Annotated in this window: 17 protein-coding genes and 2 pseudogenes; 5 read left to right on the forward strand and 14 right to left on the reverse strand. The window is 69.2% G+C overall.

Annotated elements, in window-relative coordinates; genetic code table 11:
* Positions 1-6: 6 nt before the first annotated feature.
* A pseudogene (locus tag G6N66_RS24420) lies at positions 7-1,383 on the reverse strand (cytochrome P450); the annotation flags it as partial.
* 91 nt (positions 1,384-1,474) lie between these two features.
* On the reverse strand, positions 1,475-4,090 hold the full coding sequence (locus G6N66_RS24425) for a LuxR C-terminal-related transcriptional regulator (protein ID WP_085230975.1): 2,616 nt from the start codon (positions 4,088-4,090) through the stop codon (positions 1,475-1,477).
* An 88-nt stretch (positions 4,091-4,178) separates the two neighbouring features.
* Here G6N66_RS24425 and G6N66_RS24430 point away from each other — a divergent pair.
* A pseudogene (locus G6N66_RS24430) lies at positions 4,179-7,328 on the forward strand (ATP-binding protein).
* An 8-nt stretch (positions 7,329-7,336) separates the two neighbouring features.
* Here G6N66_RS24430 and rlmB read toward each other — a convergent pair.
* The 5 genes from rlmB to carD all read right to left on the reverse strand — a co-directional run bounded on the left by rlmB (position 7,337) and on the right by carD (position 11,396).
* Positions 7,337-8,272 (reverse strand): 23S rRNA (guanosine(2251)-2'-O)-methyltransferase RlmB, encoded by a 936-nt coding sequence (gene rlmB, locus G6N66_RS24435; RefSeq protein ID WP_085230974.1) that lies wholly within the window; start codon positions 8,270-8,272, stop codon positions 7,337-7,339.
* Positions 8,273-9,682: a cysteine--tRNA ligase gene (cysS, locus tag G6N66_RS24440; RefSeq protein ID WP_085230973.1), complete on the reverse strand. Its 1,410-nt coding sequence runs from the start codon at positions 9,680-9,682 to the stop codon at positions 8,273-8,275.
* A gap of 65 nt (positions 9,683-9,747) precedes the next feature.
* Positions 9,748-10,227 (reverse strand): 2-C-methyl-D-erythritol 2,4-cyclodiphosphate synthase, encoded by a 480-nt coding sequence (gene ispF / locus G6N66_RS24445; protein WP_085230972.1) that lies wholly within the window; start codon positions 10,225-10,227, stop codon positions 9,748-9,750.
* A complete protein-coding gene (gene ispD, locus G6N66_RS24450; protein WP_085230971.1) occupies positions 10,224-10,889 on the reverse strand; it encodes a 2-C-methyl-D-erythritol 4-phosphate cytidylyltransferase in 666 nt (221 codons plus the stop codon). The genes ispF and ispD overlap by 4 nt, the downstream gene beginning before the upstream one ends.
* 18 nt (positions 10,890-10,907) lie before the next feature.
* On the reverse strand, positions 10,908-11,396 hold the full coding sequence (gene carD, locus G6N66_RS24455; RefSeq protein WP_003419482.1) for an RNA polymerase-binding transcription factor CarD: 489 nt from the start codon (positions 11,394-11,396) through the stop codon (positions 10,908-10,910).
* A 357-nt stretch (positions 11,397-11,753) separates the two neighbouring features.
* On the opposite strand from carD, the gene G6N66_RS24460 reads away from it, so the two are divergent.
* From G6N66_RS24460 to disA, 3 genes are read left to right on the forward strand one after another with little or no spacing between them, the layout of a single operon-like run.
* Positions 11,754-12,302, forward strand: coding sequence for a hypothetical protein (locus G6N66_RS24460; RefSeq protein WP_085230970.1), 549 nt, complete (start codon positions 11,754-11,756; stop codon positions 12,300-12,302).
* Between the two features lie 49 nt (positions 12,303-12,351).
* Entirely contained in the window at positions 12,352-13,797 is a 1,446-nt protein-coding gene (gene radA, locus G6N66_RS24465; RefSeq protein ID WP_085230969.1) for a DNA repair protein RadA, read from the forward strand.
* A gap of 6 nt (positions 13,798-13,803) precedes the next feature.
* The gene (gene disA, locus G6N66_RS24470; RefSeq protein ID WP_085230968.1) at positions 13,804-14,877 is read left to right on the forward strand and encodes a DNA integrity scanning diadenylate cyclase DisA; all 1,074 of its coding nucleotides are present in this window, start codon (positions 13,804-13,806) and stop codon (positions 14,875-14,877) included.
* 2 nt (positions 14,878-14,879) lie between these two features.
* Here disA and G6N66_RS24475 read toward each other — a convergent pair whose 3' ends face one another.
* Positions 14,880-15,689 carry a hypothetical protein gene (locus G6N66_RS24475; protein WP_139825015.1) on the reverse strand — a complete coding sequence of 270 codons (810 nt, stop codon included), beginning with the start codon at positions 15,687-15,689 and terminating at the stop codon, positions 14,880-14,882.
* A gap of 109 nt (positions 15,690-15,798) precedes the next feature.
* Entirely contained in the window at positions 15,799-16,416 is a 618-nt protein-coding gene (locus tag G6N66_RS24480; RefSeq protein WP_085230966.1) for a carbonic anhydrase, read from the reverse strand.
* On the opposite strand from G6N66_RS24480, the gene G6N66_RS24485 reads away from it, so the two are divergent.
* Positions 16,415-17,326, forward strand: a complete 912-nt coding sequence (locus tag G6N66_RS24485; RefSeq protein ID WP_085230965.1) for an HhH-GPD family protein — start codon at positions 16,415-16,417, stop codon at positions 17,324-17,326. The two genes, G6N66_RS24480 and G6N66_RS24485, sit on opposite strands and share 2 nt — an antisense overlap.
* A gap of 5 nt (positions 17,327-17,331) precedes the next feature.
* On the opposite strand, the gene G6N66_RS24490 is transcribed toward G6N66_RS24485, so the two are convergent.
* Genes G6N66_RS24490 through G6N66_RS24510 form a run of 5 tightly spaced genes read right to left on the reverse strand, consistent with a single transcriptional unit; the run spans position 17,332 to position 23,822 of the window.
* Positions 17,332-18,810, reverse strand: a complete 1,479-nt coding sequence (locus tag G6N66_RS24490) for a hydrogenase large subunit (protein WP_085230964.1) — start codon at positions 18,808-18,810, stop codon at positions 17,332-17,334.
* A complete protein-coding gene (locus tag G6N66_RS24495; RefSeq protein WP_085230963.1) occupies positions 18,807-20,273 on the reverse strand; it encodes a proton-conducting transporter transmembrane domain-containing protein in 1,467 nt (488 codons plus the stop codon). Before G6N66_RS24495 ends, G6N66_RS24490 begins: the two co-directional genes overlap by 4 nt.
* Positions 20,273-20,935, reverse strand: a complete 663-nt coding sequence (locus tag G6N66_RS24500; RefSeq protein WP_085230962.1) for a hypothetical protein — start codon at positions 20,933-20,935, stop codon at positions 20,273-20,275. The genes G6N66_RS24495 and G6N66_RS24500 overlap by 1 nt, the downstream gene beginning before the upstream one ends.
* Positions 20,932-21,891 carry a respiratory chain complex I subunit 1 family protein gene (locus G6N66_RS24505; RefSeq protein ID WP_085230961.1) on the reverse strand — a complete coding sequence of 320 codons (960 nt, stop codon included), beginning with the start codon at positions 21,889-21,891 and terminating at the stop codon, positions 20,932-20,934. Before G6N66_RS24505 ends, G6N66_RS24500 begins: the two co-directional genes overlap by 4 nt.
* Positions 21,888-23,822: a proton-conducting transporter transmembrane domain-containing protein gene (locus tag G6N66_RS24510; protein WP_232079554.1), complete on the reverse strand. Its 1,935-nt coding sequence runs from the start codon at positions 23,820-23,822 to the stop codon at positions 21,888-21,890. The genes G6N66_RS24505 and G6N66_RS24510 overlap by 4 nt, the downstream gene beginning before the upstream one ends.
* Between the last annotated feature and the right edge of the window lie 29 nt (positions 23,823-23,851).

Genomic DNA, 23,851 nt, shown 5'->3' on the forward strand with positions numbered 1-23,851 from the left:
ATTCAGCACACGGGCGGGAACGGGCTTCGCGGCGACCACCGTGAACGGTGTCTCGAGCGGGAATTGCACATCGAGCGATTCGATCTCGGCCGCCCGGACGATGGTGGCCAGCGCCAGGGTGGCCTCCAGCATCGCGAAGTGATCGCCGATGCAGGAGCGGGGCCCGCCGCCGAACGGCAGGTACTGCCAACGGCTGCGACCCTTGGACCGTTCCGGGAGGAACCGGTCCGGGTCGAAGCGCAGCGGCTCCGTCCACTGGACCGGGTCGCGGTGCAGGGCGTAAAAACTCACCAGGGCAATGGTTTTGGCCTCGACGCGGTAGCCATCCACCACGATGTCACGGGTGGGTGAGCGCATCGTCCCGGCCGCGGGCGGACACAGCCGTAACGCCTCGTGCAGCACCCGCACGGTGAACCCGAGTTCGGCCACGTCGTCCGGAGTCAGCGCCCGGTCGCCGGCCGCCGAAATCTTCGAGACCTCGGTGCGCACCCGGTCCTGAATGTCACGGTGATGCCCCAGCGACCACAACGCATAGGTCAGCGTGGTCGAGGTGGTGTCGTGCCCGGCGAGCATGAACAACACCAGCTCGTGGCAGATCTCGTCGTCGGTCAGCGGGCGCCCGGTTTCCGGATCGACCGCCTCGATCAGCGCTTGCACCAGCGGCGCTTCCCGCGCCGGATCCGCGCGCACGCCATCCAGGATTTCGGCGGCCAGCCGCTGCAGCATGCCGTTGGCGCGACGGGCGGCGCGCTGCCCCTTGGTCGGCAGCCACCGTGGGGCGTTGACCGGCCGCGCCGCGCGGTCGGCCACCCAGGCCAGGGCGGTGCGCAAGGCCCAGCCGATCTCGTCGGCGCGCTCGTCGAGATCCAGCCCGAGCACCGAGCGGCCGAGCGCGCGCAACGTCAGCTTGCGGCACTCGCTGTCCAGGTCCACGAAAGTTCCTTCGCGCCAGCCATTCACGATCCCCTGCGCGGCCGCGGCCATGTGTCCCGCGTAGCGCGGCACCCGCTGCTTGGTGAACATCGGTTGGAGCGCGCGCCGCCGCGGTAGCCACCGCTCATGCGGCAGGTCGAGCAGGTTGCCGCCCATTAGCGCGCGCAGCTCGACCATCGTCCGGACCCGGCCGCGGTCGGCGATCTCGTCGTTGCGGCCCAACAAATCACGGGCACCCTGCGCGGTGGCGACAATCACCACGTTCGGCAGCAGCCACTTGGGCGCGAGCACCAACCGGCTGATCGGACCCCCGGCGTCGATCAACTCCTGGAAACCATCGATGAATGACCGCACCGCCGTGAGTTGCCGTCGATACGGAAGCGGATTCTTTGGCGCCAATCGCAGTGCGTGGATTACATTGCTGTCTTGGCTATCCAGAATCTCGACCATGCCGCCTCCTTGCCAACGCCGATGTTGTTGGCACGGTATGGGCGAAGGCGCGCCGCGCGCACGCGTAGTCGACTACTTAATTTGCCGCGAATTACGCCGGGCCGCCGGGCCCGGACCGGATGATCGACGCCAGCTCCTCGCGCGACTGGGCTCCCACCCGCTGGCAGGCCCGGTACACGTGGCCCTCCACGGTGCGCACCGACATCACCAGTTGATCGGCGATCTGGCGGTTGGACAGGCCGGCCACGACGAGTTCGATCACATCGCGCTGGCGGCCCGACAACTTCAAACCCGCCGGGGTGCGCACCGCCGGCGTGCACAATCCCCCGCATTCGTCGGCCAATTCGCGCGCCAGCGCCGCGGCATACAGCCCGCGCCTGTGCTGCTGGCCCTCGTCGAACGCGACCGAGGCCTGCGCCGCCGCGTCGGCGGCCGCGACCAGATCACCGATATCCCGGTACTTCGCCGAGGCCTCCAGCAGCCGCTCGCCGCCCCCGGCCGACAGGGCCTGCGCATGCAGCGCCACGGCGTCGGCCAGCGGCAGCGACAACGCCGTCGCCAACTCGCGTGCGCGCGCCGCCTGCGAGGCGTCGCCCCACTGGGCCGCGGCCTGGATACAGGACAACTCGTGGGTGGGCTGGCCGCGCTCGCGGGCCAGCAGCGCCGCCTGGTGCGCGCAAGCCACGGCCTCACCCAGTCGGCCGCCGGCCGCCATCGCCCAGCCCTCGGCCAGCGCCAACCCGGTGTGCATGAACAGAAACCCCGGCGGCACAGCCGACCTCGCCGCGACGGCAGCGTCTCCGGCTTCGGCCGCCTGCCCCAGCTTGGCGTGCGCCTCGGCCAACGCGAAGTAGCTGGCGGGGCGCAAACCCGTTGTGACATTGTGCTTTTGCACCCCGGCAACCGCCTCATGCACCAGCCTGACCGCCTCGGCGACGGCACCGCGAGCCAGTTCGGCGCCGGCCAGCAGGGAGGCCAGGTTGGCATACGCCAGGCCGGGAATGTCGCGCGCGGATTCGGCCAAATGCTTTGCCGTTCGGATGAATTCGTCGATCCGCCCGGTCAACCGGCAGGCCCGACCGTACACGGCGCCGAACCAGAACCGCATGTGGGACGCCTGAAACGACGTCGTCGCCCGCCGCAGCGTCTGTTCGGCCACGACCGCGAGCTCGTCGACCTGTCCCAGCGCCCCCATCGCCATGATCAACGCCAGCGAGGCCATCATCGCGTGCAGGTCCGGAAGATCCGCGAAACCCAATGCGGTCCGTGCCTTTTCGGCGGCGGATTCGCAGCGCGCCGACGCCGCCTCGATGCAGGCCTGCACCGCCAACCGCTCCGCCTGCTGCGTCGGCGTCTCGGACGCGGCCGCCAGGCCGTCCAGTATCACCGCCGCCTCCGAAAGGTTGGCCAGGTTCCAAATCAGGTTGGCCGCCCGCACGGTCGCCCAGTGATGGCCGTCGGGGCCGGCGGCGATGTCACGCAGCGCCGCCTCGGCCTGTTCGCCGCGCCCGAGCAGTAGCAGGTTCATCGCGCGCACCTCGGCGGCCCCGGGCGCACCGGCCTGCGCCGCGGCGGCGGCGAACCGGTCGGCGAGATCCAGATCCAGCAGCGTCATGGCGTGGCGCGCCGATTCCAGATACAGCTCGGGCTCGGGGTCGAGATCCGACTCCAGCCTCAGCAGCGCCCGGCGCACGGTGGCGTGCATGTCGGTGTCGGCGTCCTGGGCCAGCCGCGTCGCCAGCCTGCCCCGGATCGCCGAGAGATGCATTTCACCGGCGCTGGCGCGGCGGAGTTCACCGAACAGCGGGTGCGCCAGCCGGGCCGTCAGTCGGCCGCCGGTGCGCTCGACGCTGACCAGGCCCATCCGCTCGGCGGCCGCCAGGTCGGCGCGGCGCACCAAGTCGCACAGCACGTCCACGTCCAGCGGCTCACACTGCGACAGGGTGTCGACCACCGTCGCCAACCGCGGGCTCAGCCGGCCCATCTGGCGGCCCACCGTGTCGGACAGGCTCGCCGACACCGCGACGTCACCGTCCCACATCCACACCCCGGCCAGATTGCGCATCCGCCCGGCGGCTATCTGGTCGGCCAGCAGCTGCCGCAGGAACAGGGCGTTGCCGCCGGTCAGCTTCCCGAATCGGGCAGCGCTGCGCGCGTCCACCGGGCCGCCCAGCGTGCTCTCGATGACCTCGCGCGTTGCCGCGGCCGAGAGCGGTTCGAGGTCGAGGCGGGCCAGCAGCCCGTCCTTGTACAGCAAGGTCACCGCGTCGGGTTCCTCGCTGCCGGTGCGCATGGTGACCACGAGCCGCGCCCCGCCCGACTGCGCCAGCTGATGCACGACGAGCGCGGACAATCCATCGAGGAGATGCGCGTCGTCGATCCCGACCACCACCCGGCCGCGACGCTGTTGTGCGACAAAGGAACTGATCACCCGCCGCACGTTTGTCAGCGGGTCCGACATCGACTCGCCCAGCTCGCCGATGAACGCGCCCAAAGGCAGCGCGCGCGCCGATTCGGTGCCGACGATCCATTTGGTGCGCTCACCCGCGGCCTCGGCGCGCCGTAGCGCCTCGCGGGCCAGCCAGGTCTTGCCCACACCGGCCGCCCCGGCGATCACCACGCCGGAATGACTGCCAGCCCCGGTCAGGGAGCGCCGGATAAACGCGAATTCGCTGTCGCGCCCGGTCAGCGAGTCGGCGCTGATCACTCGGCGACTATATCCCCGCGGGCGGGTTTTGGGCGTGCGGATTGATTCGCGTTTTTGGTGATCTTCAAATAATCCGAATTGCTAATTCATGGGCCCTATTGTTGTGTCGGTGACGGCCACGCGAACGTGCGCTATGTGCAGCGCAGAATTGCGATCGACCGCGAAGTTCTGCGACGAATGTGGCGCACCCACGGGGGTAGCTGGCGCACCCGCGGAGTACAAGCAAGTCACGGTGTTGTTCGCCGATGTGGTGCGCTCGATGGACATTGCCGCCGCGGTGGGTGCCGAGCGGCTGCGCGAGATCATGGCGGAACTCGTGACGCGCGCCGCGGCGGTGGTGGTGCGCTACGGCGGCACGGTGGACAAGTTCACCGGCGACGGCATCATGGCGGTGTTCGGCGCGCCCGTGGCGCTGGAAGACCATGCGCTGCGGGCATGCCTGGCGGCGCTGGGCATTCAGGAGGACATCTCGGGGCTGGCGGCCGAGGTGCAGCGCCGAGACGGGATCGACCTGCAGCTTCGGGTCGGGCTGAACTCCGGTCAGGTGATCACCGGTGAGATCGGTTCGGCCGCACTGGGTTACACCGCGATCGGCGAGCAGGTGGGGATGGCCCAGCGGATGGAGTCGGTCGCCCCGCCCGGCGGGGGTGATGCTCAGTGACTCCACCGCGCGCCTCGTGGAGGGCGCCGCGGTGCTCGGGGAGCCGCAGCTGGTTCACGTCAAGGGCGCCGCGCACGCAATGCCCGCGCGGCAATTGCGGAGTGTTGCCGCGCAACGGGCCGGTGTCTCGGTGTCGACGTTGGTGGGCCGGGCATGGGAGTTGACCACGCTGACGGCGATGCTGGACCGCGCTGTCGGTGGGCGTGGGTCGGTGGTTGCCGCCGTCGGCCCTGCCGGCATCGGCAAGACCCGGCTGATCGCCGAGGCCGTCGCGCTGGCGAAACGCCGTGGCATCGAGGTGTATTCGACGTTCGGCGAGTCACACGCCGCCGATATCCCGTTCCATGTGGTGGCGCGCCTGCTGCGCGCCGTCGGTCCGCTGGGCGCGCGAGTTCCCGACGCCGATCCGCAGGACCTGCTGCTGCTCGACGACTTGTTGGGCATCGCCGAGGCCGCTGTGGAGTTGCCCAAGATCGACCCCGACGCGCGGCGAAGGCGGTTGACCGCGCTGATCAACGCGGCGCAGCTGGCCCGCGTCGAGCCAGCCGTGTTTGTCGTGGAGGATGCGCACTGGATCGACGAGGTCAGCGAATCCATGATCGCGGACTTTCTCGCGGTGGTCCCGCAAACCCCGGCACTGGTGCTGATCACTTATCGCCCGGAATACCACGGGGCTCTGGCGCAAGTCCCGGCGCGCAGACGATCACGCTGGCACCGCTGACTGATGCCGAAACCTCAAGGCTGGCAGCCGAACTGCTCGGGCCCGACCCGTCAGTGGGCCAAATCGCCGCCTTGATCACCGAGCGGGCAGCCGGCAACCCGTTCTTCGCCGAGGAGATCACCCGTGATCTGGCCGAGCGCGGCGTCCTCGTCGGCGAAAACGGCCGCTACGCCTGCCATACCGATGTGGCCGACGTCAGCGTGCCCGCGACGCTGCAGGCAACCATCGCCGCCCGCATCGACCGCTTGGCTGCGGCCGCCAAACCGACGCTGGCCGCCGCGGCCGTCATCGGTGCTCGCTTTGACCGCGACCTGCTCGCCAGCGTGGAAGTCGATCCGGTTGTCGAAGCTCTGATCGACGCCGATCTCGTCGAACAGGTGCGATTCACTCCGCGCGCCGAATATGCGTTTCGTCATCCGCTGATTCGCACCGTGGCCTATGAATCGCAGCTCAAATCCGACCGCGCCCGCCTGCATCGCCGGTTGGCCGCCGCCATCGAATCTCGCGACCCGGAATCAGCCGACCAGAACGCCGCAATGATCGCCGAACACCTGGAAGCCGCAGGCGATCTGCACGACGCCTATGGCTGGCACATGCGCGCGGCGACCTGGGCCACCAACCGCGACATCGCCGCCGCATGGCTGAGCTGGGAACGCGCGCAAAAGCTTGCCGACGGTCTACCTCGTGATGACCCAGATCGGATCGCCATGCGCATCGCGCCACGGACCATGTTGTGCGGCATCGCCTTTCGAGTCCACTCTTTGGCTAGTACCCGATTCGAGGAGTTGCGGCAGTTGTGTACCGTCGCGGGCGATAAGCCGTCACTGGCGATCGCGATGTCGGGGCTGGTGGCCGACCATGCATACCACGGCCGAGTACGCGAGGCATCGCGGGCTGCATCCGAATTTTGGACCCTCGTCGAGTCACTCGGTGATCCAGTCTTGACAGTGGGGTTATCCATCCCGCCGATCTACGCCAAGATGGAGAGCGGGGATTGGTCCGACATGTTGCGGTGGTCACAGACAGTCATCGACGCGGCCGACGGCGATCCGGCTAAGGGCAACTTCATTTCCGGATCCCCGCTGGCTATTGCCCTTACAACGCGCGCCGTTGGTCGGTATTGCCTCGGCCGTCCCGGGTGGCGCGACGACATGCGAAACGGCATCACCATGGCGCGCAGCGCCGACGCACTGACCTACACCGGGACCGTCACGTACACCTATGGCACGGGGATACCGACCGGAGCGCTGAACCCCGATGATTCCGCGATGCGCGAAATCGAGGATGCCCTGCACGCCGCCGAGCGTTCCGCCGACGACTTCGCGCTATCCCATGCACAGGTGACACTGGGCATTGCATTGGTGCACCGCCAAACGGCTTCCGAGCGTGAGCGCGGACGGCAGGTCCTGGCCGACGTCCGCGACATATTCGTTCTCGACCAACATCACCTAGCCGATTTGCCGCTTGTCGAAATGTATTTGGCCCGTGAAGAAGCCCGGCTGGGACATTACGACGGCGCCATCCCGCTCATGCGGGACGCGCTCAACCATCTGGTCCACAATGGGCAGCTGCTGGCATGGGGAGTTATTGCGACCGACGTATTGGTCGAAACGCTGCTTGGTCGCGGGCAGGCCGACGATCTGACCGAAGCCGAAGCCGCCGTCAACCGGTTGGCGGCCGCGCCCGGTGACGACGGGTTGGCGGTTCGCGACATCTGGCTGCTGCGGCTGCGCGCTCTATTGGCGCGGGCACGTGGCGACAAGGAGTCTTACACAGACTTCAGGGACCGCTATCGGGACATGGCGAAAACCCTTGGCTTCGAAGGGCATATCGACTGGGCCAACGCGATGCCCTGACGATGACGTTAAGTCCTGCGCTGGCGCGCGATTTCGGCGAGCACCACTCCGGCGGCCACCGAGGCGTTCAGCGATTCGGTCGGGCCGGCCATCGGGATCGACACCACCTCGTCGCAGTTCTGCCGCACCAGCCGCGACAGGCCCTTGCCCTCCGATCCCACGACCAATACCAGCGGGTCGGTGCCGTCCAGGTCGTCGATCGTGGTGTCGCCGCCGGCGTCCAAGCCGATCACCCGCAGCCCGCGGTGGGCCCAATCCTGTAGGGCCCTGGTCAGATTGGTGGCCCGCGCCACCGGCAGCCGCGCCGCCGCCCCCGCGCTCGTCCGCCATGCCACCGCGGTGACCGAGGCCGAACGCCGCTGCGGGATCATCACGCCGTGGCCGCCGAACGCGGCCACCGAACGCACGATCGCGCCGAGGTTGCGGGGATCGGAGATGTTGTCCAGCGCGACCAACAGCGCCGGCGGGGATTTGGTGGCCGCCGCGATCAGGTCGTCGGGGTGGGCGTAGTCGTACGGCGGCACCTGCAAGGCGATGCCCTGATGCAGATGGTTGGCGGTCAACCGATCCAGGTCGGCGCGCGGCACCTCGAGGATCGCGATTCCCAGATCGCCTGCGCGAGAGACGGATTCGGTGACCCGCTCGTCGGCTTCGGTGCCCAGGGCGATGTACAGCGCGGTCGCCGGAACACCGGCGCGCAGGCATTCCAGCACCGGGTTGCGGCCCAACACCGTTTCGGTTTCGTCCGTGCGTTTTTTCGCCGCCGGCCGGTGGGGCTGCGACGCCGCGCGTTTGGCGGCCGGATGGTTGGGCCGCAGGTGCGCGGGCGGCGTGGGGCCGCGCCCCTCCAGCGCGCGGCGGCGCTGGCCGCCCGAACCGACCACGGGGCCCTTCTTGGTGCCGGCTTTGCGTACCGCCCCGCGGCGCCGCGAGTTACCGGCCATCTACTTTGTATCGCCGGGGTGCAGCGTCCACTGCGGCCCGTCGGCGGTGTCGGTCACCTCGATGCCGGCCGCCTTCAGCCGATCCCGAATCTCGTCGGCCAGCGCCCAGTTACGCTGCTCGCGCGCCTTCTGCCGGCTCTCCAGTTCGGCCTGCACCAGCACGTCGACGGCGGCCAGCGCCGCCGACGTCTCGTCGCGGGTCTCCCAGCGCTCGTCGAGCGGGTCGCAGCCCAGGATCCCCATCATGGCCCGGATGGACCCGGCATGTTTGAGGGCGCAGTCATGGTCACCCGCGTCGAGCGCCCGGTTTCCCTCGGCGCGGGCATGGTGCACCTCGGCCAGCGCCGCCGGGACCGCCAGGTCGTCGTCGAGGGCCGCGGCGAACCGTGGGGTCCATTCACCGGGCACGACGGCACCGACCCGGGTGCGGACTCGATGCAAGAACTCCTCCACCCCGACATAGGCTTTGACCGCGTCCTGCAGCGCCGTCTCGGAAAATTCCAGCATCGACCGGTAGTGGGCGCTGCCCAGGTAGTAGCGCAGTTCGGCCGCCCGCACCCGCTGCAACATCGCCGGGATGGACACCACGTTGCCCAGCGACTTGCTCATCTTCTCCCCGCCCATCGTCACCCAGCCGTTGTGCAGCCAGTAGCGGGCGAACCCGTCCCCGGCGGCGCGGCTCTGCGCGATTTCGTTCTCGTGGTGCGGGAAGATCAAATCCATTCCGCCGCAATGGATGTCGAACTCGGGTCCCAGATAGGTGCGGGCCATCGCCGAGCATTCGATGTGCCAGCCCGGGCGTCCCCGGCCCCACGGCGATGGCCATGACGGCTCGCCGGGCTTCTCGCCCTTCCACAGGGTGAAGTCGCGTTGGTCGCGCTTGCCGGTGGCCACGCCCTCGCCCTGATGGACGTCGTCGATGCGGTGCCCGGACAACTGCCCGTACTCCGGGTAGCTGAGCACGTCGAAGTAGACGTCACCGGCCGCGGCATAGGCGTGGCCGGTTTCAATCAGGCGGTCCATTAATTCGATCATCTGGGTGATGTGCCCGGTGGCGCGCGGCTCCGCCGACGGCGGCAGTACGTCCAGCGCGTCGTAGGCCGCGGTGAAGGCCCGCTCGTGGGTGGCCGCCCACTCCCACCACGGCCGGCCCGCGGCCGCCGCCTTGTTCAGGATCTTGTCCTCGATGTCGGTCACGTTGCGGATGAACGCGACGTCATAGCCGCGGGCGATTAACCAGCGGCGCAGGATGTCGAAGGCCACCCCGCTGCGGACATGGCCGATGTGCGGCAGCCCCTGCGGGGTGGCGCCGCACTGGTAGATGGAGACGTGCCCGTCGCGCAGCGGCACGAAATCACGGACGGAGCCAGCCGCCGTGTCGTGTAGCCGCAAGCGGCCGTGATCGGTCACGACGTGCCAGCTTACCTGGCCAATTGCCGTGCGCAGACCGGCGTGACGCTCGGCGCGCGGCGAGGCTAGGAGGCGACCACCACCAGCGCCGTCGCAACCGCGGCCAGGCCCTCGCCGCGCCCCGTCAGCCCCAGCCCGTCGGTGGTGGTGCCCGACACCGCCACCGGCGCGCCGACCAGCGCCGACAACACCCGCTGCGCCTCGTCGCGGCGCGGCCCGATCTTGGGCCGGTTGCCGATCACCTGCACGGCCGCGTTCCCGATCCGGTAGCCGCGCTCCGACAGCAGTTCGACGACATGGCGCAGCATGTCGGCGCCGCTGACGCCGCGCCACCTGGGATCGTCCACCCCGAAAACCCCACCGATATCGCCCAGCCCCGCCGCCGAGAGCAGCGCGTCGCACAGCGCGTGCGCTCCGACATCACCGTCGGAGTGGCCGGAGCAGCCGTCGTCGTCGGGAAACAGCAACCCCACCAACCAGCACGGTCGACCCGGTTCGATCGGGTGCACGTCGACGCCCAGGCCGACGCGGGGCAGGTCGTTCACCGCCCCACCAGCGCTTCGGCCAACCGCAAATCCAATGGCGTGGTGATCTTGAACGCCATCGGATCGCCCTGGATCACCTGCACCGGGGAGCCGAGCTGCTCAACGAGGGACGCATCGTCGGTGGAGTCCGCCCCCGCGCGCTGGTAGGCCCGCAGCAACAGGTCGGTGGCGAATCCCTGCGGGGTCTGCACCGCGCGCAGGCCGGCGCGCTCCGGCGTGCCCAGCACCACCCCGTTGGCGTCCACGGCCTTGATGGTGTCAGACACCCGCAACGCGGGCACCACGGCGCTATCACCGGCCCGCAACGCGTCCACCACGCGCACGATCAGGCCCGCGGGTGTCAGCGCCCGCGCCGCGTCGTGCACCAGCACAAAATCCACCGACTCGGGAAGCGCGGCCAGCGCCAGGCCGACCGACTCGACGCGACTGGCCCCGCCGGCCACCACCGTGGCCCGTTCGGCGAGCACCTGCTGGGCCTGCCCGACGCGGTCGGCGGGAACCGCCACCACGACGTGATCGACCACCCCGGATTCCAGCAAGCCGGCCACGGCCCAGTCCACGAGCGTGCGCCCGTGCAACTCACAGAATGCTTTGGGAATGCCGGCGCCCAGCCGCTCGCCCGAGCCTGCAGCCGGGACTACCGCGACAACGGTGGTGTTCAGGAGGCGCTCAAAAAGCGTCTAGGAAGCGGCCGCCAAAACCTCGTCGAGGATGGTTTCCGCCTTGGCGTCGTCGGTGCTTTCGGCAAGCGCCAACTCGCCGACCAGAATCTGGCGCGCCTTGGCCAGCATGCGCTTCTCGCCCGCGGACAGGCCGCGCTCCTGGTCGCGCCGCCACAGGTCACGCACGACCTCGGCCACCTTGTTGACGTCGCCGGAGGCGAGCTTCTCGAGGTTGGCCTTGTACCGGCGCGACCAGTTGGTCGGCTCTTCGGTGTGCGGAGCACGCAGGACCTGGAAAACCTTGTCGAGGCCTTCCTGCCCGACAACGTCGCGGACTCCGACGTACTCGGCGTTTTCGGCGGGTACTCGAACGGTCAGGTCGCCCTGCGCAACTTTCAAGACGAGATATTCTTTTTGCTCCCCTTTAATGGTTCGCGTTTCGATCGCCTCGACTAACGCAGCACCGTGGTGTGGGTAGACAACGGTGTCACCGACCTTGAAGATCATCTGATTCGAGCCCCTTTCGTTACTTCAGTCTAACACGGTGGCCTGACAGGTGCTCATCAACGATGCAGGTCAGGGGCACAACGCGTGGGCATTGGGGGTTGACAGACGAGTTAAGACGTGCTGTCAACGTCCTCTCGATGTCCTCTCGATGTCCTCTCAATGTCCTCGGTTGGACCCTCTTGGCAGCTTAGATGAGGGCTCGGCGCGGGTGTGAGGCGGCCCACTAGACGTGAGCAACCTGCTGGATAGCCCCTCGTCTACCGCCGGCAGCACGTTCCTACTACTGTGCATAGTTGACTCGCGCGTAGTTGAGTCGTGGTCGTGGTGTCCGCCAGAAAGCCCAGCAGGAGACGTCGAGTGAACCGCTTCAAGTTTGGCCTGACAAACGGCCGGGGTATCGCCGCCCTTGGCGTGCTCGCCTTTTTGGCCGCGACGCTCAGCGGTTGCGGTACCGGTCAGATCTCGCAGACCGCGGCCCAGGAGCCGGCCGTCAACGGCAACAAGGTCAACATCAACAACGTGCTGCTGCGTGACATCCGCATCCAGGCCGCGCAGACCGGTGACTTTGTGCATCCGGGCCGATCCGTGGATCTGGTGTTGGTGGCCATCAATCAGTCACCGAATGTCGCCGATCGGCTGGTGGGCATCACCAGCGACATCGGCACGGTCGCGGTGACCGGGGACGGCCGGTTGCCGGCGGGCGGGATGTTGTTCCTCGGCCCGCCCGAAGGACAGCGGGTGGCCCCGGGACCGCTCGAGTCCAACAACGCGGGCAAGGCGACCGTCAACCTGAGCAAGCCGATCAGCAACGGGCTGGCGTACAACTTCACCTTCACCTTCGAGAAGGCGGGCCAGGCCACCGTGCCGGTGCCGATTTCGGCCGGGTTGGCCGCCCCGCAAGTCTGACCGCGCGGCGCAGAACGGGATTGTCACACCGGGCCGATACCGTCATGACGTGGCCACTGCGCGTTCGCAATACCGCTGCTCGGAATGCCGTCATCTCACGGCCAAGTGGGTGGGGCGCTGCATGGAGTGCGGCACTTGGGGCAGCGTCGCCGAGGTGACCGTGCTCAGCGCGGTCGGTGCGGGTGCCCGCCGCGCGGGTGCGGGCCCGGCCTCGCAGGCGGTGCCGATCAGTTCCATCGCGCCCAACCTGAGCCGGCACCAGCCGACGGGCATCGCCGAACTCGACCGGGTGCTGGGCGGTGGCGTGGTGCCCGGTTCGGTGACGCTGCTGGCGGGTGATCCGGGTGTGGGCAAATCGACGCTGCTGCTCAAGGTCGCCCACCGCTGGGCGCAATCCGGCCAGCGGGTGCTGTACATCTCCGGCGAGGAGTCGGCCGGCCAGATCCGGCTGCGCGCCGACCGGATCGGCTGTAGCGACCAGGCGAGCAAGGAGTTCGAGCAGGTCTACCTGGCCGCCGAAGCCGACCTGCACACGGCGCTGGAGCACATCGCGACGGTAGGGCCCGCGCTGGTGATCGTGGATTCGGTGCAAACCATGTCGACCAGCGAAGCCGACGGTGTCGCCGGCGGCGTCACGCAGGTGCGTGCGGTGACCGCCGCGCTGACGGCGTCGGCCAAGGCCAACGGGGTGGCGATGATTCTGGTCGGGCATGTCACCAAGGACGGCGCCATCGCTGGCCCGCGGTCGCTGGAACACCTCGTCGATGTGGTCATGCACTTCGAAGGCGACCGCACCGGGATGTTGCGGATGGTCCGCGGGGTCAAGAACCGATTCGGTGCCGCCGACGAGGTCGGCTGCTTTTTGCTGCAAGACAGCGGCATCGAGGAGATCAGCGACCCGTCGAACCTGTTCTTGGACCAGCGGCCGGCGCCCGTCCCGGGCACTGCGATCACGGTCACGCTGGACGGCAAACGCCCAATGATCGGTGAAGTTCAGGCCTTGCTGGCCACGCCGTGTGGCTCGCCGCGCCGAGCGGTCAGTGGGATCGACAATGCGCGGGCCGCGATGATCACCGCCGTGCTTGAGAAGCACGCCAGTTTGAACATCGCCGTCAACGACGTCTACCTGTCCACCGTGGGCGGCATGCGGCTGACCGATCCGTCGTCGGACCTCGCCGTCGCGATGGCGCTGGCCTCGGCGTACGCGAACCTGCCGCTGCCCACCACCGCGGTGATGATCGGGGAGGTGGGCCTGGCGGGCGATCTGCGTCGAGTTGCCGGGATGGAACGGCGGCTGACAGAGGCCGCGCGGCAGGGATTCAACATCGCGCTTGTCCCGGCTGGCTGCGGTGCACCTCCGGCCGGCATCCGCACACTGAGTGCACCCACCATCGTTGCGGCGCTGGAACACCTTGTGGACATCGCCGACCACCACAGCGCCCCGCCCGCCGCCGCGAAACGGCTGGACGCGCCGCCCCACCAAACCGCACAATGAGTCGCTGTGACCCGTCAGACCCTGCGTGAGGTCGTTGCCCGCCTGGCACCGGGCACCGGGCTGCGCGACGGGCTGGAACGGATCCTGCGCGGCCGCACCGGCGCCCTGATCGTGCTCGGCCATGACGAGCACGTCGAGGCCATCTGCGACGGCGGCTTCTCGCTCGATGTCCGCTACGCGCCGACCCGGCTGCGCGAGCTGTGCAAGATGGACGGCGCCGTGGTGCTGTCCACCGACGGCAGCCGCATCCTGCGGGCCAACGTGCAGCTGGTCCCGGACCCGTCGATAGCCACCGACGAATCGGGAACGCGGCACCGCTCGGCGGAACGGGCCGCGATCCAGACCGGCTACCCGGTGATCTCGGTCAGCCACTCGATGAACATCGTGACGGTCTACGTCGGCGGCGAGCGCCACGTGGTGACCGATTCGGCGATGATCCTGTCCAGGGCCAACCAGGCAATCGCGACCCTGGAGCGATACAAGACCCGGCTCGACGAGGTCAGCAGGCAGCTGTCCCGAGCCGAGATCGAGGACTTCGTCACGCTGCGCGACGTGATGACCGTGGTGCAACGGCTCGAACTGGTCCGGCGCATCGGCCTGGTGATCGACTACGACGCCGTCGAACTCGGCACGGATGGACGCCAGCTGCGGCTGCAGCTCGAGGAGCTGCTGGGCGGCAACGACACCGCGCGGGAATTGATCGTGCTCGACTACCACGCCTCCCCCGAGCCGCCGTCCAAGGCGCAAGTCGCCAACACCCTGAACGAGCTGGACGCCCTGTCGGACACCGAACTGCTGGAAGTCACCGTGCTGGCAAAGGTTTTCGGCTATCCGACGACGGCGGAGGCCCAGGACGAGGCGCTGAGCCCGCGCGGCTACCGCGCGATGGCCGGGATTCCGCGACTGCAGTTCGCGCACGTCGACCTGCTGGTGCGCAACTTCGCGACGCTGCAGGGGCTGCTGGCGGCCAGCGCCAACGACCTGCAATCGGTGGAGGGCATCGGCCCGCTATGGGCGCGGCACGTGCGAGAGGGCCTCTCGCAGCTGGCCGAGTCGACGATCGCCGAAACGCTCGACTGAGATCAGCCCGCGGGCGGGGCGGGTGGCGCCTCGGGCGGCGGCGCGACGGCCGGCTGACCCGGGGCGGGCACCGGCCCGGGCGGCGGTGGCGGCTGATTCAGGATGAATGGCACCGGCTGTGAACGCACGTTGCCCAACTGCACGACGAGGTTGTAAGTCCCCGGTCCGATCGCCGGCCGCGGCAGCGGGCAGTGCGGCGCCGAGCCCATGCCGGTCCAGGTCACCGCGGTGGTCACCTGCTCGCCCGGGGTGAACGTCTTGACCAGGGTCTCGTTGGAGGGCGCGCAGTCCAGGTTCGACCACAGCCGCTTGTTGTCCAGCGAGTAGACGTAGGCCGCGAGCACCGCGGCGCCGACGTCACGCTTGCAGGCCACCAGCCCGATGTTGGTGACGACCATGGTGAACTTCGGCTGGTCGCCGATGAAGTACTGCGGCGCGTTGGTCAGACCCTTGACGGCCAGGGTCGAATCGGGGCAGTCGTCGCCCGGGTTCAGCACCGGCGGCGGCTGCACCGCGGCCGTGGGTGTGACGCTCTCCGGGCTTTGCCCCTGCGCCGGCGCGGCGGGGGCGTTGCCGTCCGGCCCGGCCGACGGCGGCGCTTGGGGCGCAAGCGAATTCGGTTGCCCTTGGGCATTTTGAGCGGAGGCCGGCTTGTTGACGCTGGCCGGTTTGGCACCGGCGCTGTTACTGACGAAGGCGACGACGATGGCGGCCGCGATGCCGATCACGACGACCGCGATGCCAAGGGCCAGTCCCCTGCGCCGCCAGTAAATCTCTGTGGGTAGCGGGCCACGCGGTTCCAGATCCAGCACGCTCACACCGTAAGCCCAGGTCACGCCGTTTTGTTCGACCCGCCTCGGCGTGTCGCGAGGTTAGCTGGCCAACGGCCGTGTTAGGGAACCGAAACGGGCTGCTCGCCCGCTATTCGCCTATGTCGCCGATGTGGTCGACCAGCTTCGCCTTGCCCTCGGCGAGCTGGTAGGTGAGGCCGACCAGGCCCAGGGTCCCGGCGTCGACCCGCTCGGCGATCGCCGAGGACCGCGCCACCAGCTGCGCCAGTGTCTCGCTGACGTGCCGCTCTTCGAACTCGTCGATGCGGGTGAGGCCGTCGCGCCGGCCCGCCAGGACCGACGGGGTAACCCGTTCCACCACGTCCCGCACGAAACCACTCGGTATCGCGCCTTCGTCGATCGCGGCGACGGTGGCCGTCACGGCGCCGCAGCTGCTGTGTCCGAGTACCACGATGAGGGGGACGTCGAGCACCGACACCCCGTACTCGATCGAGCCGAGCACCGCCGAATCGATGGCCTGCCCGGCGGTGCGCACCACGAAGACGTCGCCCAGGCCCTGATCGAAGATGAGCTCGGCGGCCACCCGGCTGTCCGCGCAGCCGAATATGACGGCCGTCGGCTTCTGCCCGCCGGCCAGGCTGGCGCGGTGCTCGACGCTTTGGCTGGGGTGTGCGGGCGTGCCGGCGACGAATCGCTCGTTACCCTCTTTGAGTGCTTTCCACGCGGTTACCGGACTGGTATTGGGCATGACATACATTGTGCCGCAATGCGCGGTGACCGGCAGGGTATGCATACCGGTCTCTAATCTGGTCGACTGGTACCACCGAACCCGCCGTGACCTGCCCTGGCGCGAGCCGGGCGTGACCGCCTGGCAGATTCTGGTCAGTGAATTCATGCTGCAGCAGACGCCCGTTTCCCGGGTGTTGCCCATCTGGACACAGTGGGTGCGGCGCTGGCCCACTCCGTCGGCCACCGCGGCGGCCAGCGCCGCCGATGTGTTGCGGGCCTGGGGCAAGCTCGGATACCCCAGGCGCGCCAAGCGTTTACACGAGTGCGCGACCGTGATCGCCCACGAGCACGGCGACGTCGTTCCCGACGACGTCGACACCCTGCTGAGCCTGCCCGGCGTCGGCAGCTACACCGCGCGGGCCGTGGCGTGCTTCGCCTACCGCAAGCCGGTGCCCGTGGTGGACACCAATGTGCGCCGCGTGGTGGCCCGCGTCGTGCACGGCCGCGCCGACGCAAGCGCGCCATCGGCCGCACGCGATCACGCGGATGTATCGGCGCTGCTGCCGGATGACGAATCGGCGCCCGAGTTTTCGGCGGCGCTGATGGAGCTGGGCGCGACCGTGTGCACGGCCCGGACTCCGCGCTGCGGGTTGTGCCCGCTTGAGCAGTGCGCTTGGCGGCAAGCCGGTTACCCCCCTGCCACCGGCCCGGCGCGACGCGGTCAGACCTACGCCGGCACCGGCCGGCAGGTGCGGGGCAGGCTGCTGGATGTGTTGCGCGACAACGACTCTCCGGTGACTCGTGCCCAGCTGGACGTGGCGTGGCTGGCCGATACCGCCCAACGCGACCGGGCGCTCTACTCGCTGCTGGACGACGGCCTGGTAACCCAGACCGCCGACGGTCGGTTCGCGTTGGCGGGTGAAGGCTAGCGATCTCAAAGATCATTCCCGGCGTAAGACTGGTTGAAGCTTTTGTTGGCCAGCGGGAAGTCCGGGACGATGGTGTCGGCCATCGCGACGGGCAGCGCGGGCCAGTTGAACCAGGACGGGTCGACGATCTTGGCGCGGGTGATCCTCTGGTCCGCGTCGACTTCGACGCGGTGCACGATCGTCCCGCGCCAGCCTTCGACGATGCCGATGCCGCTGCTTGCTTCGCGTCGCAATGGCAGGTTTTCAGTGTATGTTGTTGGGCCGCTGTGGGATTCGATCAGGTTGCAGGCCAATTCGACGGAGGCGGCGAATTCGTCTCGCCGCACCGTGTAGCGAGCCAGCACGTCGCCCGCGGTTGCGCCGACCTCGGTGACGGGCAGCGCGGTGGTGGGATGTTCGAGGCGGGCGTCGGCGCGCATACCGCTGGCGCGCGCGACGTAGCCGAGGCAGCCGAGGTCGTGAGCGTCCTGCGCGTGCAGGACGGCGGTGCCGGCGAATCGGTCGTACACCACGGTGTTGCGCAGGGTCAGTTCGGCGAGCTCGGCGACGTCGGCGGCGATCGAACGCAGCTCCGCGGGATCGGGCAGTCCTTGCAGGGTGACCGCACCGGGGCGGATTGAGTTGCGCAGCAAGCGATGTCCGGTAACCGCGGCGTTGAGCCGCAGCAGTTGCTCGCGTATGCGTTGGGCGTGCGTGTTGGCAAGGGCGAATCCGACGTCGTTGGCCAGCGCGCCCAGGTCGGTGGCGTGGTTGTAGAGCCGTTCCAGCTCGACGAGCAGGGCCCGCAGCCGATGTGCCGGTTCGGGAAGCCGCACGCCCAGCGCGTCTTCGACGGCGAGGCTGTGCGCAAGCGTGTGCCCGACGGACGTATCACCGCTGACGCGTTCGGCCAACTCCACCGCGCCGTCGGCGCGGCGGCCCTCGAAGAGCTTCTCCACGCCCCGGTGGACGAACCAGAGCCGGGCCTTGAGCCGCAGCACGGTTTCGCCGGCGACGGAGAAGCGGAAGTGACCGGGTTCGATCAATCCGGCGTGCACGGGCCCGACCGGGATCTCGTACACCCCGGGCCCCTCGACCGTGACGAACGGGAAATGGGCGGAACCATTGAATTCGGGCATCGGACCGGCGTTGCGGCGCATGGGATACCACTGCTCGGGCCAGTGGGCGTGGCGCACCAACCGGCGCGCCTTGGGATGCCCGATGGGCGTGATGCCGTACAGGTCCGCCATCTCGCGCTCGAATCGACCGGCGGCGAAGGAGAGCTGGGTCAGCGAGCGAATCGTCGGATCGAGTTCGGGGACAACGCATTCGATCTCGACGCGCCGATCGGGCCAGCCGGCGAGGAACAGGTGGACGATCCGGAAAGCATCGTCGTCGGCGTGCGCGGCCACCAGGCCCAGCCGAAACCCGTTGCGCAGCAGGTCTGCTGTCGCCGCGGTCAGCTCGTCCTGAGACACCCCGTGACGCAACACGTCGACGCTCACGGCGCGGCCCCGACGCTGGCGGCCGCCATGGTGAACAGACCGGCGAGCGGGCCGGCGCTGATGCCCAGGGCGATCGAAGCCACGACCCCGATGGCCAGCGCCACCGCCACCGTGCGGGGCACCGCGATGGGCGGTGCGCCGCCACCACCGCCCAGCAGCATGCGGCCCGCGTTGCGCGCCAACGCGGCAAAGGCGACCGCGATCATCAGCATCCCCGCGCCGAGGGCCCAGCCGAGCCGGGCGCCGGCCAGCGAGCGGACGATCCCCAGCTCGCTGGCGAACATCGCAAACGGCGGCAATCCGAGCAGCACGATCACGCCGACGGCAAGCGACACACCGATCAGCCGCGAACGGCGCAGCACGGCGGTGATGTCGGCGATCGCGGTCGAGTTGTGCGCGGCCTGCAGCTGGCCGCCGGCCAGGAACAGGACCGTCTTGCCGATCCCGTGAGCGAGCACGTGCAGCAGCAGCGCGGCGATCCCCAGCGTGGTTCCGGCGGCCGCCGCGATCGCGATCAGGCCCATGTTCTCCATCGAGGAGTAGGCAAACATCCGCTTGATGTCGGAGGTGACGGTCAGCATCAGGGCCGCGATGACCAGGGTCGCCAGCCCGATCACCAGCAGCCCCGACCGCATGAAGGTCGGTCCGGTCGCGGTGTCGACAACGGGTTTGATGCGGATCACCGTCGAAAAGGCCACCGCCAGCAGGACACCGCTCATCAGCGCCGAAACCGGGGCCGGGGCCTGGCCGTGGGCGTCGGCCAACCAGGTGTGGAACGGAAACAGGCCGGCCTTGGCGCCATAGCCGATCAGCAGCAGCCCGCCGGCCAGGCGGGTGGTGCCGGGATGCAGCCCGTGCGCGTGCGCGGTCAAGACGTCGAGATTCAGGGCGGCGGCGGCGGGCGCGCCGGCATGTTCGGCGGCGTAGTACAGCAGCACCGTGCCCAAAAAGGCGATCGCGATGCCGACCGAGCAGATCACGACGTATTTCCAGCTCGCTTCCAGCGCCCCGCGGGTGTGACGGTGCCCGACCAGGAAGGCGGTGATCACCGTGGTGGCTTCGATGGCAACCCAGGTCACGCCGATGTTGTTGGCGCACACCGCAACAACCATCGCCGCCAGGAACGCGGCCGTCAGCGCCCCGTATCCTCGCGCGCCGCGCGCGTCGGTGTGGCCGTGGCTGAGTTCGGTGTCGACGTAGCCGATACTGGCCCAAGTGGCCAGTGTCGCAACGATTCCGATGACGATCAGCATGGTGACGGTGAGCGCGTCGACGCGCAGCAGTCCACCCCACGCGAACCGCGCCCCCGAGCCGACATGCGTCCCCAACGCCACGCCGCAGCCGAGCACCGTCACCGCGGAAAGGACGATCGCGATCGCGGTCGCACGGCGCCATCCGGCGATCGCGGTGGCGACTGACGCACCGATGGGTGCGAGGATGGCAGCAAGCAACAGGCCGGCCATCAGTCGTGCAGTTCCTGCAGCGCGTCCAGGTCGGCGCCCCCGAAGGCGCGGGCGACCCGCCCGGTCAGAACGCCGATCACCAGGACCGCGAACAGCACGTCCAGGGAGGCACCCAGTTCGACGATCAGCGGCACGCCCGCGGTGAGCAGGAATGCGGTCGCGGCAATTCCGTTGTCCAACATGAGAAATCCCGCGGCCTGCGATATGGCGTGGCGGCGCGTCACCATCACGAACAGCGCGATCAACACCACCGCGGTGGCGGCGGGCACCGCGTTGGTCGATGCCGCCGGCTGCAGGTCCACCAGGGGCCGGGCGGCGGCGAAGGCGGCCAGCGTCAACACCGCGGTTACCAGCAGCGAGGTCGCGGTATTGACCAGCGGGGTGGCCTCGCGGTGGAACTGCACATTGCCGCCGCCGGCACGGGCCAGCAGCCTCGGCAGGATGGCGGTCCGCAGCACCAACACGGCGACACCGACGCCGATGAGCGCGCGATCACCGTCGTACACACCGCGCAGCATCGGGATGGCGGCCAGCGCGACCCCCTGCCACGCCAGCAGCCGGATGACCGCTTTCAGGTCGCGCCGCCACACGATCAACACCGCGGCCAGCAGCAGCCCGCCGGCGGCGAGGTCGACCAGGACGGTGAAGGTGTCGTAGGTCATGCCGGCACCGCGAAGAAGTTGGCCGAGGTGACCGCGAGCAGCGCGAGCAGAAAGGACCCGGCCAGCAGCTCGGGCACCCGGAACAGCCGCAGCTTCGCCACGAACACCTCTACGGTGGCCAGCATTGCCGCCAGCAGGGTCACCTTGGCCGCCACCGCGGCGGCGCCGACGACGATGTCGACCGCGCCGGGCTGGCCGCCGGCGATTCCCCACGGCGCGAACAGGTTTGCCAGCAAGGCCAGCAGAACCGTGAGCCGCATGCCGGCCGCCCACTCGACCAGCGCCAGCCGCGGGCCGGCATATTCCAGGACCATCGCCTCGTGCACCATCGTCAGCTCGAGATGGGTGGCCGGGTTGTCCACCGGCAACCGGCCGGTCTCGGCGACGATCACGACGACCAGCGCGGCGAAGGCCAGCACCGCGGCCAGCGACACCACCTGCCCCGGGTGATCGATCGTATGCGCCACCAGCGCACCGAGATTGGCGGATCCCGCCGGGATGGACAGCGCGAAAACGGCCAACAAAATTGTGGGCTCGACCAGCGCCGCGATGGTGATCTCGCGGCTGGCTCCCATGCCGCCGAACGAGGTGCCGGTGTCGATGCCGGCCAGGGTCAGTGCGACGGTGCCGACGAACAGCAGGCCCACGACGGCGAACAGATCCGCGCTGGCGTCGAGCGGGGATCCGGTCGCGACCAGCGGCGCGATCGCGGCGATGAGCAACGCCGATCCGGCGACGACGGCGGGCGCGGCCGCGAACACCACCGTCGTGCCATGTGGGGTAATCCGTTGTTTGCCAAGCTGTTTGACGATGTCGCGCCACGGCTGCAGCAGCCCGCCGCCGACGCGGCCCTCCCAGCGCGCCCGCACCTGACGGGTGAGGCCGACCACCAGCGGTGCCCCGGCCATCACGATGCCGATCTGCACCGCGCCCGCGACGTAGGAGAGCATGTTCATCGCGCCACCACCAGCACGACGAGCACACCGAGCGCACCGTAGGCCAGGTACACGTGCACGCGGCCGTTATGCGCCCGCCGAACCATTTCCGCCGCGGCTGCCATCAGCCGGACCAGCGGCGTGTAGCAGCGCTCCTCGATGGCGTCGGCGATTCTGCTGCGGTAGACGATCTTGTCCGCCAGGTACCGCGACTCGACGGTGTGCGTGACCTCGATATCGGTGTCCGGGCGCAGGACGTCGTCGAAAACCCGTTGCAGCGGCTCGGCGAACGCGGTGGCCGTGTACTGCATGCGTGGGGTGAGATCGTCTGCGCCACAGGCCCATAGCGGCAGCGAGGTGGGCGGCGGTCGCCGCCACCGTCGCCATGTCGCCAGCGCGGCCGCCATGACCGTGGCCAGGGCGAGGCAGACGGCGATCGCCCCGGGCGCGATCGAACTGTGCAAACCGGGCAGGCGCACCACCGCGCCGAAGTCGATGAATTCGGCGCGGGCCGCCGGTAGCGCGCCGACCACACGGCGCAACGCCGGTGCGACGATCGACGGCGCCACCGCCAGCAGCACGCAGGCCGCCGCCGCGATGACCATGCCGGCCACCATGGTGCCCGGCGCTTCGCGCGCCTGTGCGGCCTGCGCGCTGCGCGACCGGGCCAGGAACCCGATCCCGAATGCCTTGACCATGGCGGCCACGCCCAGACCCGTGGTGAGCGCGACGACGCCGACCGCCAACGGCGTGGTCAGCGCCAGCAGCGTGGCGTGGCCGGGCGCCATGTGAATCAGCGCCTGGATCAGCAGCCACTCGCTGACGAAGCCGGCGCCCAGCGGAAGCCCGCAGGCGCCAAGCGCGGCAACCCCGAACAGGGTGGTGGTCGCCGGCATCCGGCGAGCCAGGCCGCCGAGCCGATCGAGGTCGCGCAACCCGGTTGCGGTCAGCACCGAGCCGGCCGCCAGGAACCCGAGGCTCTTGAACGCCGCGTGCGCGACCAGATGCAGCGCCGCCGCGGCCGCGGCGATGGTCGCCGGACCGTGCGCACCGAACGTCGCGAACAGGGTCGCGGCTCCCAACGCCAGCGTGATCAAGCCGAGATTCTCGGTTGTCGAATAGGCAAGCAGCCGTTTGAGATCCGTGGCCACCGAAGCCTGTACCACGCCGTAGAGCGCCGACACCGCGCCGACGACCATCATGGTGAGTCCCCACCATCGCGGACCCGGCCCAAGCAGCTGCAGATCGAAACGACAGATCCCATAGATCCCCAGGTTGACCATCGCCGCGCTCATCAGCGCCGACACCGGCGTGGGCGCCTCGGGGTGAGCGCGCGGCAACCAGGCGTGTAGCGGCACCAAGCCGGCCTTCGACCCGAACCCGGCCATCGTCAGCACGAAGACCGCGGTGCACGCGCCCGGCGGCACGCGGTGCAGGTCGGCAAACCGGTCCGCGCCGCCGGCGGCCGACAACACCATCAGCCCGATCAGGATGGCCGCAAAGCCCAACTGGGTCATCACCGCGTACAGCAGCGCGGCCGAGCGCACCTGCGGGCGCGTGTGCTCGGTCAGGACCAATACCAACGAGGTGACGGCCATCAACTCCCACCCCAGCAGGAACGTCGACACCGAAGCCGCGGCGGGCACCAGCAGCATGGCCGCGACGAACGTGGGCACCATGGCCAGCGCGGGGCGGCCCAGATGCTCGCGCCGGGCATAGCCGATCAGGTACAGGCCGGCGGCCAACGCGACCGCGCCGGTGAGGGCCATGAAGAAGCCGCCCAAGCGATCGAGTCCCAGCTGCACTCCCGACAGCGGTAGCAACCACGCGACGCCGATCGCGCGAGGCGAACCGAACATCCCGAGCGCGCCGGCCCACACTCCGCCCGCACCAAGCAGCGACGTCAGCACGCCCGCGGCGGGGCAGCTGAAATCGTTGCGGTGTAATGGAATTGGAGTCTCGCTGAGCAGGGTCTGGGTGG

Source organism: Mycobacterium conspicuum (genome assembly GCF_010730195.1).
GTDB classification, from domain to species: Bacteria; Actinomycetota; Actinomycetes; order Mycobacteriales; family Mycobacteriaceae; genus Mycobacterium; species Mycobacterium conspicuum.